General features: G+C 42.5%; 12 protein-coding genes and 1 pseudogene. 9 read left to right on the top strand and 4 right to left on the bottom strand.

All coding sequences use genetic code 11. The annotated features are described in order from the left end of the window. The 3 genes and pseudogenes from Q0852_RS16145 to sstT form a co-directional block, all read left to right on the top strand. Positions 1-488 (top strand): annotated as a pseudogene (locus Q0852_RS16145) (hypothetical protein); the annotation flags it as partial. 13 nt (positions 489-501) lie between these two features. After that, positions 502-2,223: a BatD family protein gene (locus Q0852_RS16150; RefSeq protein ID WP_299019658.1), complete on the top strand. Its 1,722-nt coding sequence runs from the start codon at positions 502-504 to the stop codon at positions 2,221-2,223. Between the two features lie 287 nt (positions 2,224-2,510). Continuing rightward, complete coding sequence (gene sstT, locus Q0852_RS16155; RefSeq protein ID WP_299019660.1) at positions 2,511-3,758, top strand: serine/threonine transporter SstT; 1,248 nt, start codon at positions 2,511-2,513, stop codon at positions 3,756-3,758. Positions 3,759-3,869: 111 nt separating this feature from the next. Here sstT and Q0852_RS16160 read toward each other — a convergent pair whose 3' ends face one another. Continuing rightward, a complete protein-coding gene (locus tag Q0852_RS16160) occupies positions 3,870-4,070 on the bottom strand; it encodes a YtxH domain-containing protein (protein WP_299019662.1) in 201 nt (66 codons plus the stop codon). 200 nt (positions 4,071-4,270) lie between these two features. Continuing rightward, on the bottom strand, positions 4,271-4,732 hold the full coding sequence (locus tag Q0852_RS16165; protein ID WP_299019664.1) for a TetR family transcriptional regulator: 462 nt from the start codon (positions 4,730-4,732) through the stop codon (positions 4,271-4,273). Positions 4,733-5,333: 601 nt separating this feature from the next. Here Q0852_RS16165 and Q0852_RS16170 point away from each other — a divergent pair. Beyond that, positions 5,334-7,001 (top strand): AMP-binding protein, encoded by a 1,668-nt coding sequence (locus Q0852_RS16170; protein WP_299019667.1) that lies wholly within the window; start codon positions 5,334-5,336, stop codon positions 6,999-7,001. 166 nt (positions 7,002-7,167) lie between these two features. After that, positions 7,168-8,154: a YdcF family protein gene (locus tag Q0852_RS16175; RefSeq protein WP_299019669.1), complete on the top strand. Its 987-nt coding sequence runs from the start codon at positions 7,168-7,170 to the stop codon at positions 8,152-8,154. A gap of 93 nt (positions 8,155-8,247) precedes the next feature. On the opposite strand, the gene yqfB is transcribed toward Q0852_RS16175, so the two are convergent. Continuing rightward, on the bottom strand, positions 8,248-8,565 hold the full coding sequence (yqfB, locus tag Q0852_RS16180) for a N(4)-acetylcytidine aminohydrolase (protein WP_299019671.1): 318 nt from the start codon (positions 8,563-8,565) through the stop codon (positions 8,248-8,250). 416 nt (positions 8,566-8,981) lie between these two features. Between yqfB and ylqF the strand changes: the two genes are divergently transcribed. Together ylqF and Q0852_RS16190 are read left to right on the top strand one after the other, a co-directional pair. Continuing rightward, positions 8,982-9,935 (top strand): ribosome biogenesis GTPase YlqF, encoded by a 954-nt coding sequence (gene ylqF / locus Q0852_RS16185; RefSeq protein WP_299019673.1) that lies wholly within the window; start codon positions 8,982-8,984, stop codon positions 9,933-9,935. Between the two features lie 982 nt (positions 9,936-10,917). Next, positions 10,918-12,078, top strand: coding sequence for an MFS transporter (locus Q0852_RS16190; RefSeq protein ID WP_299019675.1), 1,161 nt, complete (start codon positions 10,918-10,920; stop codon positions 12,076-12,078). A gap of 716 nt (positions 12,079-12,794) precedes the next feature. Here the strand turns inward: Q0852_RS16190 and Q0852_RS16195 are convergent. Beyond that, positions 12,795-15,485, bottom strand: coding sequence for an ATP-binding protein (locus Q0852_RS16195; RefSeq protein WP_299019677.1), 2,691 nt, complete (start codon positions 15,483-15,485; stop codon positions 12,795-12,797). A 98-nt stretch (positions 15,486-15,583) separates the two neighbouring features. Between Q0852_RS16195 and Q0852_RS16200 the strand changes: the two genes are divergently transcribed. Both Q0852_RS16200 and Q0852_RS16205 read left to right on the top strand, forming a co-directional pair. Continuing rightward, on the top strand, positions 15,584-16,066 hold the full coding sequence (locus tag Q0852_RS16200; protein ID WP_299019679.1) for a hypothetical protein: 483 nt from the start codon (positions 15,584-15,586) through the stop codon (positions 16,064-16,066). A 1-nt stretch (position 16,067) separates the two neighbouring features. After that, a complete protein-coding gene (locus Q0852_RS16205) occupies positions 16,068-17,123 on the top strand; it encodes a porin (protein WP_299019681.1) in 1,056 nt (351 codons plus the stop codon). Positions 17,124-17,209 lie beyond the last annotated feature (86 nt).

Below are 17,209 nucleotides of genomic sequence, written 5' to 3' on the forward strand. Positions count from 1 at the left end.
AGAATCAGCAGAATCAGCAGAATCAGCAGAATCAGCAGAATCAGCAGAATCAGCAGAATCAGCAGAATCAGCAGAATCAGCAGAATGCTGACAGCCAGAGTGAAGAATCTCAACAGGCAGGTAATAAAAACCAGCGTGATGAGCAACAGAGACAAAATGGCAACAGCGAACAAAGCGATAAGGACAAACAGCACTCTGCTGCTTCAAATGAAATGAATCAACAAGCAGATCCGTCAAACCCTAAGGATGACCCTCAACAGGCGTTAGCTCAGCAAACAGCTAATAACGATGAGAAGAGTGACAAACCAGACAAAAGCATGGCGGCTCTGAACAATGACGGACAACAGCAAAGCTCACTATCAGCCAGCGATCCGGTTTTAAAAAAGCTGGAACAAGTACCTGATGATACCAGCGCACTGATTCGTGCCCAGCTGATTTTACAGGCTCGTCAAAAAGACGCTCCCAAAGCGACTGAGAATTCATGGTAATACAGAAATGGATATGATGAAGAACAACTGCATCCCACTCATCGGCAGCTTTCGCCGGGCCAGTTCAGGTCTCAACAGAGGGATTATCTACGGCATACTGATTATGGTTTCAGCCATAATGACGCCCTCGTTAGCTCAGGCAGCACAAGCTGTGGCAACCGTGTCTAAAAACATCGTTGCCGTCAACGAAGTGTTTCAGCTGACTATTGCCATTGATAACAGCGTCAACAGCAACGCATTAGACCTTTCATCACTGGATCAAAATTTTATCTATGGCACACCAAGTGTCAGCAGTAACACATCCATGATCAATGGTGTTGTTACTCGCAACACACAATGGCGCGTTGCCATCACGGCGAAAGAGATTGGTGACTTCACCATTCCTAGTTTCCGTATTGGTGCAACAACAACCGATCCAATTGTCATCACCTCGATGAAAAGCAGCACAACCAGCTCCAAGCCGCTTAATCAGCCAGCAATCCGGCTTGATGCGGAGCTGGACAAAAGGCAGTTCTATGTCGGTGAGAGTTTTCGCTACAAAGTCCGTCTTCGCATCGGTGAACAAATGAGCCAGGCGTCACTTACCCCGCCTTCCGGTGACGGGCTTGAGATAAGGCAAATCGGTGATGATCGCCAGACAGAAACAGTGCTGAACGGTCGCCGCTATGTGATCATCCTGCGTGATTACCAAATCACTCCGACAAAACCGGGGGCAATTGTACTCAATGGTGCCGCATTTAACGGTAGCGTGATTAAAGGTGGTCGAGGGTTTGGTTCCAGATTGCAGGTTCCTGTTAGCCAGAAAACAGACGACATTACTCTTAGTATCAAAGGCAAACCTGCCGGATATCAAGGATTATGGATCCCAACAGAAGATCTTCATCTTGAGCAGGACTGGCAACCAGAAGGAGCTGAGCTAAAAGTCGGTGAGCCTCTGACCCGCACCATTAGTCTGCGGATCAAAAATGCAGAACAGAGCAACATGCCAAACCTGACTCTGCCGTACCCGAAAACAGTGAAAGTTTATGATGAAAAGCCAGTTTACGGCAATGAGGGGGAATATACGGTGATGACACTTAAACAAGTGATCATCCCGCGAGCTGAAGGCAAACTCTCACTACCTTCCTTGGCTGTGAATTGGTGGAATACTCAAGCTGATAAACAGGAAACCAGCAGGATCGAAGGGATGGAACTGAACATCCTGCCAGGAGATAACACCAATAATGTTGTCCTGCCACCTGTTAGCAATTCGGTTTCTACCCCACAAGATCAGCAAACAGCCCCAGTAGAGCCTCAGGTGATCACTAAGGTAGTAATAGATTCCGGCTTTTGGCCATGGCTGACAGCGTTGTTTGCCACATTGTGGCTAATCACTACTATTTTGTGGCTAAAGACACGATTCTCAAAACAGACTGTGGCTATGCCTGGCAGTGGGCAAAGAATGGTTCCCTCTACTCCCCTTGCCGGGATGAAGCAAGCAGCAGAAGCTAAGGAGCCGATTAAAGTCCATACCTATTACAAACAGTGGGCTGAGAGTAATCCTGAGCATCCTCAGCAGGAAGCACTTCATCAACAAGTCACAGCAATGATGAATGCGCACTTTGGCAAAGAGCCCGAACAGTGGGACAACAAAGAGCTGATGGCGCTGATTCGCTCACTCAAAAGTAACAAACCCACAAAGAAGAATGTAAGCACTAAAAATCAGGCATTAGCCCCGCTGGTTCCTGAAAGATAATTACAATTATTTGCCCTGCCAATCCTTAAAAATAAAAAGCTCGCGCCTAACGCGAGCTTTTTATTAACAATTTTCAGCTGCCGCCTGTTAGCTGTTGTTAACGTGCTACTAAATGAAAGCCCCGTATTTAAAGCGCTACCCTCTGACAGTGAAATATCACGTTAACAGCATGTAAAGTTAAAGTTCACCAAAAGAATGGTGGAAAAATTACAACGTTCCTGTTAAAAACAATTCTGTGAGTAAAATATAATGCTTCAACCATATAATAAATTTATACAGGAATTAGTATGAACCAAGCACAACAACCCTTTTTAGCCCGAGTTGCTAACGGAAGTCTGGTTATCCAGATTCTCGTTGGTATCATCGCCGGTATCCTCTTTGCGTCAGTCGCTCCGGAATCAGCCGTCAAAGTCGGTTTTCTTGGTGGTCTTTTCGTTAGCGCCCTGAAAGCCGTTGCCCCTATTCTGGTATTCATCCTGGTCGCTTCTTCTATCGCAAACCAGAAGAAAGGCGCTCATACCAATATGAAGCCAATCATCGTTTTGTACCTGTTCGGTACACTGATGGCTGCCCTGACTGCTGTTATCATGAGTTTCCTTTTTCCAACCACTCTGACTCTGGTAGCAAGTGCAACGAGTGCCACTCCACCGGAAGGCATTACTGAAGTTATCAATACTCTGCTATTCAAGATCGTTGATAACCCAGTTAACGCTCTAATGACGGGTAACTTCATCGGTATCCTGGCATGGGCTATCGCACTAGGTTTTGCCCTTCATCAGGCAAGCGATGCCACTAAGCAAGTTTTCCATGACGTTTCAAACGGCATCACAATGATCGTTCGCTTCGTTATCCGCCTGGCTCCTATCGGTATCTTTGGTCTTGTAGCTAACACTTTCGCAGCAACCGGTTTTTCTGCCATTGCTGGTTATGCTCACCTGCTGGCCGTTCTGCTGGGCTCTATGCTGATTATCGCGCTTGTTGTTAACCCGCTGATTGTTTTCTACAAAACTAAAGAAAACCCATACCCGCTGGTACTGCGCTGTCTGCGTGAAAGTGGTATCACTGCTTTCTTCACACGTAGTTCTGCAGCAAACATTCCGGTAAACATGCAGCTGTGTAAGAACCTTGACCTGCACGAAGATACGTACTCTGTATCAATCCCACTGGGTGCAACCATTAACATGGGTGGTGCGGCAATCACTATCACAGTGCTGACTCTTGCTGCTGTACACACGCTAGGTATTCAGGTTGATATGGCAACAGCAGTACTGCTGAGTGTTGTTGCTGCAGTATCGGCATGTGGTGCATCAGGTGTTGCCGGTGGTTCACTACTGCTGATCCCTCTGGCTTGTAGCCTGTTTGGTATCTCTAATGACGTTGCAATGCAGGTTGTCGCTGTTGGCTTCATCATCGGTGTTATTCAGGATTCTGCTGAAACCGCGCTGAACAGCTCAACAGACGTTATCTTCACTGCTGCTGCATGTAAGGCCTCAGAAGCAAAGATGGAAGCGCCTGAAGCGGCGCAGCAATCATAAAAAAATAAGCAAACACACACATCATAAATAACAAGAGGCAGCCAACTGGCTGCCTCTTTTATTCTTACCTTAATGCCACAGCGACAATCACGCATTAGCTTTACTTTAATGCTACTGAACCTTTGACTTTAGCTCTTCAAATTTATCAGTTAGCTCACCTGCCGTATCTTCAGCCTGATCTCTGGCATCTTCAAAAACGTCCTGAACCTCTTCCATTGAGCGAGAATCGGTCAAATCTTCAATCTGATCTTTATATGTCACACCGATATAGATACCAACACCCACCAGCGCCAACATAATATACTTAAGCATATATTTTCTCATTATTAGGTAAATACAACACTATGATTATACACAGCATAAGCAGGCTTATCTTGTCATCACAGTAAAAACCTACTACGTAGAGGTAGAGGAAAAAATACCAGGCCAAACTTCCCAGTATTTTTTCACAAGATATCCCATATAAAAAACAGCTCCACTTGGAAGCTGTTTTTTATACTAAAGACGTTAACTTATTTTACTAAGCTAATTAGTGACTTACCCAAAAGCCACTCAAGCTCTTTGTCGCTACCGTCACCAAATCGCTCCTGACACAACGCATACAGGCGCTCAATACCACGTTTGGCAAACTCATCCGTTTCTTCAGCAGAAGCAATGTGATGGAAAAGCAAGCGTAAAGTCGCACGGAATTTCTCATCGTCAAGCGCGGCTAACCAGCTTTTGACGAATCCATCCATACCATTTTCTAAATCAAGCTTATCGACAAACAAACGGAAAATCCGTCCGTCTAAAGCATTAGCAAAATCTTTCTTCTTAGGGAAGTGATGACTAATACCTGTTCGTGAAATACCTGTCTGCTTGCTTAATGTTGTGTATGACATCTTGTCATAACCCAGTGTCAGGATCTGATCTACAACAGCATCCATGATCTTCTGGATTGTAATCTCTGTATCTTCTTTACTACGCTTTGGCATAATGAGTTGACTCTTTATACTTTTTATTACATCAACAAAAAACCATCGAAAAACTATCCGATGGAATATCTCAAGTTATGGTTATCCGTTGCTGTTCGAGCAATATTACAAAATGCTATCCTGTTAACTAGTATTCTTGCTGATTTTTTCTATTTTTCAAACCATAACACGAAAAACCTGAATACCTATGCGAAAAATTATAAAAATGACTATAAATTCAGGCAAATAGAGCACATTTATCGGACTGTTAATAGCATTGATGCATAACAAATAACGATTTGTACTCAACTAATTTCACAACAATACAAAGCAGAAATCATCCGCTAGCCTTCGCCTTATCATAAGTACCAACCTGCACATAAAGCTTCCAAGACCACAAGAAAAACATACACTTGTTTAAACTTCCCGATCGAAACATTAACAAAAGGTTAAATTTATTTGACATCGGTCACTCTTTTTTCATACTTTGATACAGGACTTTCATGAAAAACAGGTACTTGACGGCCTAGCCAAGAGAGCTTTAAATTAACAAAGTGGTAACATCAACAAGGACGATATTATGACTTTACCTCTGCCCACGGAACGCATAAGAGACACAATCATGACGCAGCCCCTACCGAATGAGATGATTTTAAAATGGGCAGCAGAACGCCCGAACGAAATCTATCTTCGTCAGATTATTAACCGCCAGTTCGTCGACTTCACCTATGCTCAAGTTGCGGACAAGGCCCTTCGTCTCGTCAGTGCGTTACGCAGTATGGGCGTTCAGCCAGGTGATCGTGTTGCACTAATGTCAAAAAACTGCGCCGAATGGTTCATTACTGACCTCGCACTAATGCTGGGTGGTTACATCAGCGTCCCAATCTTCCCCACAGCCGGGCCTGAAACCATCGAACACTGTGTAACTCATAGTGAGTCAAAAGTACTCTTGATTGGTAAGCTGGATGACAGTAAAGCCGTTAATTTAATTCTAGAAAAATACCCTGCTTTACCGACAGTTTCTTTCCCATACCCTAGTGCGCCTCCTTGTAAATACGAATTAAATACCTTGCTCTCAGAAAATGAGCCAAGTAAAGACCGTCCTCAACACAAACCCAACGATTTGATGTCTATTGTATACACCTCTGGTACTTCGGGACTGCCAAAAGGTGCAATGCTGACCTACGGTGCTTTTGCCTGGACTGCCCAGCGGTTAATTGACCATATCGGTATGCAAGATGACGAACGCCTGTTCTCCTACCTGCCACTAGCTCATATTACCGAGCGTGTATACATCTTTGGTTCATCGGTTATGGCTGGGATGCAAGTAGCATTCCCTGAATCACTGGATACCTTTATCGATGATATGAAGATGCAACGCCCAACCCTGTTTATTTCAGTTCCACGCCTATGGACTTTATTCCAGCAGCGCATTCTGGAGAAACTGCCACAGGGCAAATTAAACATTTTACTGAAAATCCCGTTTATCTCCGGCGTAATCAAACGCAAGCTGGCCGACGGCCTTGGTTTGAACAAAGCCCGAGTCCTGGGCTGTGGCTCAGCGCCAGTCTCTGCGGCACTACTTCGCTGGTATGAAAGTATCGGCCTTCATATCACGGAAGCCTGGGGTATGACTGAATCTTTCGCCTACAGCACCATTAACCACCCATTCCGTAGCGAGAAGATCGGTACGGTAGGTAATGCCGGCCCAGGAATTGAGATTAAAATTGCGGATGATGAAGAGATTCTGGTTCGAGGTGCTGGCCTGTTCTCAGGTTACTATAAAAACGAAGAAGCCTCCAAAGAGTGCTTTGATGATGACGGCTGGCTACATACCGGTGATATTGGTTTCCTCGATGATGAAGGCTACCTCTCTATCCAAGGGCGTAAGAACGATACATTCAAGACAGCCAAAGGTAAATTTGTTGCCCCTGTTCCGATTGAAAAACGCCTGTTCGAGCTCAGCAATATAGAAATGATGTGTGTAGTCGGATCTGGTATGCCTGGTCCAATCTTACTTGCTATTCCACATGATTTCCCTAACTTTGACTATGAACGTTATGAACGCAAGGTCACTGAGATCATCAATACCATTAACGTAGAGATGGAATCTCACGCCAGGATCAAGGGTGTACTGATGGTTGAGGAACCATGGAGCATTGAAAACGGCTTGCTGACCCCAACCCTGAAAATCAAGCGTCACCTGCTTGAGAAAAAATACCACGACATCGGTGCCCATTGGCCGAAAGGTAAGCTAATACAATGGGAAAAAGATTTACCTAACAAGTAATAAGTACCTCGAAATAGTCCGTAAACCGCCTGCCATCACAGGCGGTTTTATTTTTCTTCGTTCAAAATTGAATTCATACTCAAGCTGTAGCATTATCCTGAAGTCAAAAGATGGAAGTAATACCAGAGCGCTCCCGAAGGGCGAGTTTAAAAGGACAATTAGGCTCATGATGACTCAAAGCCTGAAAAATGCACTGAATGCCTATAACAGTAATAACAGGAACAATTACCCGCTTAACGGCAGGAAAGTCACTAACCTTGAAGCTGTCGAACACTACCTTTGTCAGGCTATTTCTCTTTCACCCGAACATTTCGGACTGCCGTTAACCATTGCTAATATGCAGTCATTTCGCGGAAAAATCAGCGAGGCTCTTAAAGGCTACCAACAGAGTCTGCTTTCAGCCACAACGAGCGATGAGCAATGTATCGCACTTACTTATCTAACAGTTTGGCATCATTATAATGGCGACATAAAAGCGGCTGACAATTACCTCAGCCAGTTTCGACAAATCAATACCGAGCAAACAAATCGAGTTCAGCACCTCTTAGCGCATACCTGCGCCATACTAACGAAGCCACTTTGCTACCTTTCTGGTAGGAATAGCCTCAAATCAACACAACAACCAAACGGTAAACACGCCATTATAATCATGGGATATATGCTAAATAACGATGGAACCATGACTAACCGTCTGGTTCAGCGTCTAAAGGTTGCCCAACAATTATCACAACAGTTTCCTGCCAGCCTGATTGTTGTGACAGGCGGAGTTGCTAAAAACGGAAAGACAGAGTCGCAGCAGATGAAGCTCTGGCTCATAGAAAATCGTTTGGCGGCAAAACGTATCATCGAAGAAGATCAGGCTATCAATACCATCGATAATGCCATTTTCACCCTGGGTATTTTGGAAAAAATGCAAGTCCGAAGCGCAACGATCATCAGTGGCTCAAACCATGTCCACCGCTCGCAAATCCTATTTGAGATCCTGAAAACTAAAAGAGAAAGCACACCAATTACTTTTAATCATTGTGCAGTCAACGACGGATTATTGACCGAAGCACACCCTATCGGACAGATTCGGTTAAATTGCTATATCGACGCACTTAGAGCTTTTGGCCTTCCAGCCTTCAACTGCGAACCTTTTGTGCAGGTTTAATATCAAACAAAAACAACTTTAGAATCATAACTAAAGAATACGTCTTCATTAGAAGTTTTTTTATAATTTATGACGCATCAACTATTTGTTGACCTAATCCACAAGCTTATATGAGATAACATACAATTGCTTAATACCCGGATAGATTTCTTGAATTACCTCTTTAAGCACAGGTAAGGACATGTTTTCTTGTTCCGCATGAAAATCTGATAGCTCATCAAACAAGATTGGCTTTACCGACAAAATTTCTAAATGGCAAAATTCTCTTCCATCTTCAAAAGTGGAAACATGAACTATCGTTCCTGGCTCATAATTTCTTTCAGACTCATCTCGAATCGTTATCGTCTTTTTATTCGCTAAGATATCTGCTTCAAAACGTTCAAAGAAAGTCATTGTCGTTAGTGCTGTCATGGTAAACCGTTATATTAGTTTTTAGTGAGGCCCATTGTACCTCAATCAACTTTTAGTCAAAGCACATAACACTACACACATGTACCTATTGCTGAGTAGATACAAAATATAAACTTCGCAACCAAAGCTCAGCGGGGAGCATTCCCCCCTCTATGGTATATAAAAAACACCCAACTACACCGACGTTTCTGCTATAAAAGCATTCAGATATTAAAGTGATTTATGTCTCGCTCCCAGTACGTTAAACTCACCCTCAAGTTTCAATATCTGCATATTCGTAAGCACTGGTGACAAAATGCCTGACACAACAAGTCTAAAAAGCCTTATGCCGTCATCGGCTACTTACCCCATATCGTTAGCTCGCGTCTTTAGTACCCAAAACGGCACAGCTAAAATAAAAAAGAGTTAAAAATCAAATGAGTAGTCAGACTATCCAATGGTTCCCGGGCCACATGCACAAGGCTCGTAAAGAGATCGAAGAAGTACTTCCAAAGATCGATGTCATCATTGAGGTACTTGATGCGCGCATTCCTTTCAGCAGTGAAAACCCGCTGATCAAAACATTTCGTGAAAAAAACGCCAAGCCTGTCGTTAAAGTACTGAACAAGCGAGACCTGGCCGACCCAGAAATGACCCAGATGTGGATTGAACACCTTGAAAAAGAGCAAGGTGTAAAAGCGATTGCCATCACTACCGAAAACATTAACGAAGTAAACAAAATCACCGAGCTTTGCCGCAAGCTTGCACCGCACCGTGAGGAAATGGGCAAAAACATTCGTACCATGATCATGGGCATCCCGAATGTGGGTAAATCAACCATCATCAATACACTTGCAGGCCGCACAATTGCAGTAACCGGTAACCAACCAGCAGTAACCCGCCAGCAGCAGCGTATTAACCTGCAAAACGGCATTGTCCTGTCTGATACGCCGGGGATCCTGTGGCCTAAAGTTGAAAATCCACACAGTGGTTTCCGCCTGGCCGCAACCGGTGCCGTTAAAGATACGGCAATGGACTATATCGATGTGGCATTCTTCACTGTTGAATACCTGAAAGAAGCCTATCCGGAGCTAATCAAGGCGCGATATAACCTTGATGATGAACTACCAGAAACTGAAATTGAATTAATGGAAGAGATCGGACGTAAACGTGGCTGCCTGAAAAGTGGTGGCCGAGTCGATCTTCACAAAGCCTCTGAAATTCTTATCAATGAGCTACGTAATGGCACGCTTGGTCATATCACGATGGAACGCCCTGAGATGATCACCCAAGAGCTGATTGATGTCGCTGTTGAGTCTGAGCGTAAAGCTGAAGAAAAAGCGAAGAAAAAAGAAGAGCGCCGCAAGCGTTACCTTCGTAATAAGCGCTAAAACCAAGCTAGCTTAAAACTGAATTATTTACAGGGTTAAAGCCAGTCATTTTGACTGGCTTTAATTTAATATTATCTGTTACATCAAAGCATTAATTGTTTTTCAGTTGCCCCATATTGAGCTTATGTGTATTCAATCCGAGAGATTGCCTTCTTTCCCAAAGACAGTCGCTTTTTTCACACTTCAAACGTATCCGGCAGTCAATCGGAAACTATACTTTGAGTTAGAAAAAAGAAAGTACTGCTCCCCCCGCTACTGGGGAGCAGTACTGTAACGTCATCAGACAAAGTGACTATGTACCGACTAACAACGGTGCTTCGTCTTTCAGCCTGCAAGGGACTAGAAAAAGGTCAGCCTGAGAGCCGAAGTGCCATCGTCCATTAGATATATAGCAAATCTAACGCCAACTTTTTGCCATTTAAAATTCAATAACTTAAAAAAATCAGCGTCCCACAACGCACCATAAAGAGGAATACTTGCACTATTGCGATGCTCCACGACCCAAAATCTAAGTGTTCTGATTAGATCCCCCCTTCCATTTATCTAAATATGATGCCCTTCAAAATTTTTTTTCATTGCTAGCGCAAAAAACCACTTAAAATCAGCTTTTACAGCTCTAATCATTACTTGATAAGTAAAAATTAAGAAACCACAATAAAAACAAGTAACCAATTGATTTAAATACGTATAAATAAAACTCTTACAGCAATTAAAACCCCAAAATGGACATAGCTCTAACTATTAATCTACAAATTTACCTCAAATAATAAAAACAGTGCCATCACATTAGTTTTTCTCATTTTACGAATTCAAAATAAACCTTCATATTCCCCCCCGTTTTCATCCGAAAACCATTTATTTGCTGCCTTGCCAACACCCTGTGGAAGCATCCTGCTTTCTTAGAACTTAACCATTATTATGGTTAACATGTTGTTGTTAATGGATTTTTATAACTTAATTTATTTATGTGGAGACTACGGTAGTGACACTCAACACTACTTGTCGCAAAAGCGAAGGCATTTTTGTGCCAGTTGCAGGACTGACTTTATTTGCAATTGCTTCCGGCTACCTAATGAGCTTAATTCCCCTTTCTTTGGCAAGTTTTAAGATCGAGACAAGTTATGCAAGCTGGTTAGCAAGCACTTATTATATTGGCTTATTAGTTGGTTCAATGATGATCGAGCCAATTATTGCCAAGATTGGTCATCGCTTTGCATTTATTAGTTTCCTCGTACTATTAGCAACCACTGTTGTTATTCAGGCTCTTTTTCCCAACAAAGATGCCTGGCTATTAATGCGGTTAATTGCTGGTATGGCTGTCGCAGGTATCTTTGTTGTTGTGGAGTCTTGGCTGCTGATCGGCGATAGTGCAAAAGAGAGAGCAAAGCGCCTTGGCATCTATATGACTTCACTATATGGCGGGTCAACTATCGGACAGCTTGGTGTTGGCATCATCGGCACACAAGGCTTTGCACCATTTATTACCGTTCTGGTATTACTGTTTGCAGCGATACTGCCACCTATGATGATACGCCAGGGGCAGCCAAACATTACCCAACACCAAAGCCTATCTGCCAGGCAAATAAGTCGCCTTAGTAAGCCCGCGATTATTGGTTGTATTACTTCAGGCGTGGTAATGGGTAGTATTTACGGCCTGATGCCTTTAGCATTAAAACAAAATCAACTTGATACTGATAAAATTGGTGTCTTAATGGCCGCAATAATCCTTGGCGGTATGATTATTCAGCCAATCATCGGCAGACTATCTGTAAAAATGAGCAAGACTTTGCTACTTGCCATGATGTCGCTATTAGGGGTATTTGCAATTGGCCTGACTTACCTGTCGGAACATTATTTACTGCTAGCCGGAGCATTAGCTCTATTGGGAATGTCGGCTTTTGCCCTCTACCCAATTTCAATCACCCTGGCATGTGACAACCTAGACTCTTCATTCATTGTTGCGGCAACGCAGGTCATGCTATTTAGCTACAGTATTGGTTCTGCATTGGGCCCGGTGGGAGCTAATCAGTTCATGTCAAAAGCCAATGGCTTGATGGACTTTTTCTTTGTCGTGTTGCTAGCCACAGCTATCTATATGTTGTTAGCCAGCATCCGTCGTAAAACAACGGTACTGGCAAGCTAGAAACAACAACGCCGCGATATAATAATCACGGCGTTCTGTTTTTCTTTTACCCAAAAAAGAGCGGGCGCGACATCTGTCGCGCCCTTAGGTCTTACCTGCAGCAATCCGGCTACTACAGTGCTCCCTGCATCATTCCGTGATTAGGCTGATTCCTTCAGCATAGTCCTTTAGTCTCTATCCTAGAGATGTCCTATTGGTCTAACCCTGACCCGTCGAAGCGTCCTGTTTCGACTCTCTTCTCCTTCCTGGAGGTGTCCCATACTTCTTCCTGAAGCGGTCCTTTTTGTCGTCCTGACTGGCAAGTGTCCTACCTACCATATCGGTTCCATCCGATTATCCCTTCACAGTCCATGTTCGATAAATCATCCTGATCTACCGTCCTCATCCTGAGGTTGCCAACATCCCTGGCTGCTTTCCTGTTCCGTTCCGTCAGTTCCTTCCGACAGAGTTAAGATTACGATAATTGAGAATCGAAGCAATACCCTAACGTCACACTTTTTTCTCAAAATCACATAAAATTTCAGACTATAACGTTAAACCATTGAACATTAACGAACTTAATTAAATGAAAAACTAAATCTCAAACATAATTATTCTACTATCCCACGTATTTGTAAGAGATATCTCACAAATAAAATCGGTAAAAGGCCAAACCACTCACAAGCCTTATCGTTGCTTTTATCCTCATGTTTATGATTTGCAGTTAATTTGCATAATCAGTTAACTGACTGAACACATTGTTCAAGCTTTTCTAGCAACACTTCTTTCTTAAACGGCTTCGCGATATAATCATCCATTCCGACGTCATAGCACTTCTTGATATCTTCATCCAATACACTGGCCGTAAGCGCAATAATTGGCAACCGATAACCTGAATTTTTCTTACTCTCCCAACGCCGAATCTCCTTCGTTGCAGTAAACCCATCCATTACCGGCATCATGCAATCCATCAAAATCGCAGTGTATCGCTTACCTTGCTTAACGGCCTCCAATGCTTCCTGACCGTTATTTGCCAGTTCATATTGATAACCCGCTTTTTTTAAAAACAGTGAAGCGACTTTCTGGTTCACAAGGTTATCTTCCACAACCAGTACTACATCAGCCAAGTCATCATTACCAGCCTCCGAAGAGGCTTCTATTGAAGCAGGTGAAATAAAATCTGGTTTAACAATAGGCTGTATACCAACGTTCGATACAGCCAATTTCAAAGCTTTGCTAAAGCGATTACCCAACAAAGGCAATGTCACGATACCATCCACATCTGAACCAAAATCATGACTATCTCTGCAATGGTGTCGGCATAGTACTAAGGCCGCATTAGGCAATCTCTGTCGAATAACAGCAAATTCTTCTCGATATTCACAATGTTCCGGCGGACAATACAGCACGAGATCATAAACATCATGGTCTTCACTCAGTAACGATATTGACTTAAGAATGTCGCAACTCATTCCCCATTTGTCACACTCCGCCACAATATCGCAGGCACCTCCATGGCGATCATCAGTAATCAACACACAGCGCCTACCTAATAGCTCTGGGATTGATTTCGTTACTTCCGTACCAATCTCGACATCGATTGAAAAATAAAAATTACTGCCCACGCCTTTTTCGGAGAAGAGCTGAATCTCTCCTCCCATTAATTCAACTAACTGACGACAAATAGTCAGCCCCAGCCCTGTACCACCAAAACGACGTGTAATTGAGCCATCTTCCTGAACAAATGGTGCAAAAATCTGGTTCTGTTTATCTTCAGCAATACCAACTCCGGTATCCATTACTGAAAACGTCAATGCCATTATATTTTCTTCTTTCTCTCGGCTATCAATGACTAAGCTGATTGTCCCACCTTTAGTAAACTTCACGGCATTAGACATTAAATTCATCAAGATCTGACGTAATCTATGCTCATCCACGATCACTGAATCCGGAATTTCTGAATCTACCATGACCCTCAATTCATTATGCGATTCAGCAGCCTTAGCCATTACAATACTGGTAGTATCGTAAGCAATTTCTCGAACATTGCATTCATATGGTGACATAACCAAATTGCCAGATTCGATTTTGGACAAATCCAAGATATCGTTAATCAACAATAGTAAGGTCTGCGAAGATGTTTCTATTGTCTGAAGATACTCAGATTGAGAGGGATTCAGGCTAGTTTCAGCCAATATGCCCGACATACCGACAATACCGTTTAACGGTGTCCGTATTTCATGTGACATATTGGCCAAAAACGTACTTTTGGCGATATTGGCCTTTTCCGCTTCCTCTTTAGCCTTCAAAAGAATATGCCTGTTATGGCACCGTTCCTCGATTAACATATTCAATTGCTTAGAAAAAAATGTAAACTCATCATTTCCATCTTCAATTACTTTTATTTTGCTATCAGGCACTTCCTCTATACGAGTCATGATTTTTATTATATGACCTAAATAGAAAATAACCCTCCGGGCTAGATTACCGCCCAAATAACAGATAAAGATAAGAGATAGTGTTATCAGGATCACATATGAAAGCATTAGTTTCTTGGCAAAATCTGCCAAGTAATTTATTTCCGATACTAGTTGGTTGCTAATTTCATAGACTACAAACTGAATCAACCGAAATCGCTCATCAAAAGCCTTCATTCCATAATTCAACTCATGATCTTTTTCAATATCAGTTAATATTGCATTGCGCAACTTATAACTATTAGCAAAAGCCGGATTAACAAAGGTTTTGCTCAGCAACTCTATCTGTGCAGGCGTTGCATTTATTGAAAGGTATCGGTCAATAAATAGCTGTTGCCTCTCAATAGTTGTTGTTAATAGGCTCTTAAACTCACTTTCATCTTCTGCAACACCATCAATAAGAAGGTGGATGTACCAATTTTCCTGCTGAGCCCATAACTGTAACCACTGCAATTGATATAAAACAAGCAGTTTCTGTTCAATTTCTTTTTCACCAACATCTACAACATTTCTTTCCAAGTTTTTTATTGACTGCTCAATCACATCTGTCGCCCAATTCGACCAGTCATCAATTTCATCCCTACCGACGCTATCGAAATTCGCCATGGCATCCATCATATCTTGAACAACAATTGAGGCATTTTCTTTTTCACCACCTTGAAATACGTTATCAATCAAGCTGAAATAATCCGATACTGCTTCTTTAGCTTTTCGCTTCGCATCTATATTATTTTTATTGTGAAGTCGGTCTGTTCTTAGCTCATGAATTGACGATGCAAAAATAGAGGTTTCATCGAGAAGTTTGATTTCTGCCACAAGAATATTTAATGCTCTGACTTTCCCATACAGCTCTTTTAATTCCAAAACCGTAAATATCGAAGAAAACGTGAGCGGCAGCACAACCAATAACAAAAGCCTTGTTTTTATTGATATTTTATTTAACAGGCTCATATCCTCTCCTTTAGTAGAAACCTCTCATGACTATTTGTACCTACATACATGTATACTATTATTTATAGCAGGATAAATTTATCAAATTGGATTTTTTAATGTACAAAGGACTGAAGTATAAAAGTTTTATATCCCTTATTACATTATGGGGACTTTTGTTTTTCCCATCCTTTTCAACATTTTCAGCCAGCGACAATGCAAAGGATATCGAGTTTGCAGTATTTTCTTTGAATAGCGAGTTACCAAACCTTACAAAAAGCAAGGCTCGAATGCTCTATAAGGGAAGAACGAAGAAATTAAATGGCAGTATCAAAATCGTTCTGGTTGATTTACCTGAAACCTCAATATTAAGAGAAGACTTTTATAATATGTTACTTGGAAAGTCCATTTCTCAGATGAATGGTTATTGGGCAAGTTTGTCCTTCTCAGGAAAAGGAACACCACCTAAAGAGCTCAATAGTGACGATATAAAAGAGATTATCGAATGGTTAAATAACAATCCTAATGGAATCGCATATGCGCCTGTCAGTTCAGTTCCCGCTGGTGCAAACATTCTCATCACAATCTTACAGGGAGAGTAAGATGATGAAGCTTTCAAACATTTTAACACTATCACTTTTCAGTTTTGCCGGCTCTTCATTTGCAACTATCGACATCACTGATAACTTCTCCGTTAGCGGTTTTGGTTCTACTTCCGTCACCAAATCAAATAACGCTACTCCACTCTTTGTTCACAGAGAAATTACAGATAATAGCTGTTACGACTGTGACACGACCTTTGGTCTTCAGGCTGATTGGCTAATTACGGATGATATTAATGCTTCTGTACAGGTAGTAAAACGCCCACAGGATAACTGGTCTGATCCGGAATTAGAATGGGCTTATCTTGCTTACCAAGATGATAATCTGACTTTCAAAGGCGGACGCCTGAGGATCCCGCTTTTCTTGGCTTCTGAATATTACTATGTCGGCCAGGCCTATACCTGGAGCCGCCCGCCACAAGAAGTCTACGACAGCCTTCTCGGTTTTACCTTCTTTGATGGCCTATCAGCACGCTGGCAAGCAGATATCTCTGACGACACAGCAGTGACAGTGTCACCTTATTATGGGTTCGAGCGTGACAATACCACCGAAGTTGGCCCAGACAAGATCACATTTGATACAGAGAGAGTTGCCGGTATCTCGATGGATGTCAGCGGATTTAACTATCGTATCCATGCTGGCTTTATGCACACACAATTTGAAATGACCCCTCTAATGGCTCCGTCTATAGATAAACTAAATATCTACACTCTCGGCGTCGAGTACAGCCTAGATGACTGGCTTTTTATGACGGAGATGCAAACAGATAGTACCCAAACAAACTGGTATTTAAGCGGAGCATATAATATTGGCGACTTTACCCCTTACCTTGTCTACGGAGAAAGCCACCACCGACGAAAATCCAATAGTCTGACTGCGGGGGTTCGCTACGACATCACCTACTCCATTTCACTTAACGCTGAATGGCAGGGCGTATACATGACTAACGAAAACTATGAGCAATTTAACACCGGGCAATTTGTCAGACCGCCAAAACTTGTCGGAGAAGATAAAGACGTTCAACTTTATACGTTGATGATAAATTTTGTGTTTTAGCGCTATCGCAGCATCGCTGCTGACACAAGTTCAACAAATGCATCCATAAAGAAGAGGTGCTATCGCCTCTTCTTTATATTCCAATA

Source organism: uncultured Photobacterium sp., from assembly GCF_947502415.1.
GTDB lineage: Bacteria > Pseudomonadota > Gammaproteobacteria > Enterobacterales > Vibrionaceae > Photobacterium.

Bases quoted from the DNA above. Each gene is read 5' to 3' on its own strand.
- ylqF (WP_299019673.1), top strand. From the start codon at position 8,982: ATGAGTAGTCAGACTATCCAATGGTTCCCGGGCCACATGCACAAGGCT.
- Q0852_RS16205 (WP_299019681.1), top strand. From the start codon at position 16,068: ATGATGAAGCTTTCAAACATTTTAACACTATCACTTTTCAGTTTTGCC.
- yqfB (WP_299019671.1), bottom strand. From the start codon at position 8,565: ATGACAGCACTAACGACAATGACTTTCTTTGAACGTTTTGAAGCAGAT.
- Q0852_RS16200 (WP_299019679.1), top strand. From the start codon at position 15,584: ATGTACAAAGGACTGAAGTATAAAAGTTTTATATCCCTTATTACATTA.
- Q0852_RS16150 (WP_299019658.1), top strand. From the start codon at position 502: ATGATGAAGAACAACTGCATCCCACTCATCGGCAGCTTTCGCCGGGCC.
- Q0852_RS16170 (WP_299019667.1), top strand. From the start codon at position 5,334: ATGACGCAGCCCCTACCGAATGAGATGATTTTAAAATGGGCAGCAGAA.
- sstT (WP_299019660.1), top strand. From the start codon at position 2,511: ATGAACCAAGCACAACAACCCTTTTTAGCCCGAGTTGCTAACGGAAGT.
- Q0852_RS16195 (WP_299019677.1), bottom strand. From the start codon at position 15,485: ATGAGCCTGTTAAATAAAATATCAATAAAAACAAGGCTTTTGTTATTG.
- Q0852_RS16160 (WP_299019662.1), bottom strand. From the start codon at position 4,070: ATGCTTAAGTATATTATGTTGGCGCTGGTGGGTGTTGGTATCTATATC.
- Q0852_RS16165 (WP_299019664.1), bottom strand. From the start codon at position 4,732: ATGCCAAAGCGTAGTAAAGAAGATACAGAGATTACAATCCAGAAGATC.
- Q0852_RS16175 (WP_299019669.1), top strand. From the start codon at position 7,168: ATGATGACTCAAAGCCTGAAAAATGCACTGAATGCCTATAACAGTAAT.